Annotated in this window: 1 protein-coding gene; it reads right to left on the bottom strand. The window is 72.7% G+C overall.

From position 1 onward, the window contains the following. Positions 1 to 689, bottom strand: a 689-nt coding sequence (locus tag VR45_RS41540) for a polyketide synthase dehydratase domain-containing protein (RefSeq protein WP_045945175.1), incomplete at both ends; no start/stop codon positions are given.

The raw sequence follows: 689 nt of genomic DNA, 5'->3' as shown, positions 1-689 counted from the left end.
AGCGGTTCGTCGGTGGTGGTGGCGAGTTGGTCGGCGGACATCCGCTGGAGGCGGAGGTCGTCGACGGTGACGACGGGGTGGCCGCCGGTGTCGTAGGCGGTGAGGTGGGCGGCGCCTTCGCCCCGGCGGGTGAGGTGGACGCGCAGGGTGGTGGCGTCGGTGGCGTGGAGCTGGACGCCGTTCCAGGAGAAGGGGACCAGGAGTTCGTCGGCGAGCAGGGGGTGGAGGGCGGCGTCCAGGGCGGCGGGGTGCAGGGCGAAGCCGTCGGCGTCGGTCGGCAGGACGATCTCGGCGTAGAGGTCCTGGCCCTGCTGCCAGAGCGCGGTGAGCCCCTGGAAGGCGGGCCCGTAGCCGTAGCCCAGTGCACCGAGCCGCTGGTAGCTGCCGGTGGTGTCGATGCGTTGGGCGCCGGTGGGGGGCCAGGTGCCGGTGTAGGGGGCGGGGGTGGTGGGGGTGTCGGTGAGGGTGCCGACGGCGTGGCGGGTCCAGTCGTCGGTGGTGTCGGTGTCGGTGGTGTGGGGGCGGGAGTGGATGGTGACGGTGCGTCGGCCGGCTTCGTCGGGGGTGGTGACGGTGACCTGGATGACGCTGTGGGCGGTGTCGGTGAGGACGAGGGGTCGTTCGAGGGTGAGTTCGTCGAGGACGCGGTAGCCGACCTGGTCGGCGGCGTGCAGGGCGAGTTCGACGAA

Source organism: Streptomyces sp. NRRL S-495 (assembly GCF_000966955.1).
In the GTDB taxonomy this organism is placed as follows: domain Bacteria; phylum Actinomycetota; class Actinomycetes; order Streptomycetales; family Streptomycetaceae; genus Kitasatospora; species Kitasatospora purpeofusca.
The sequence above is the reverse complement of the archived record's forward strand: the minus strand, read 5'-3'. Positions and strand labels throughout refer to the sequence as shown.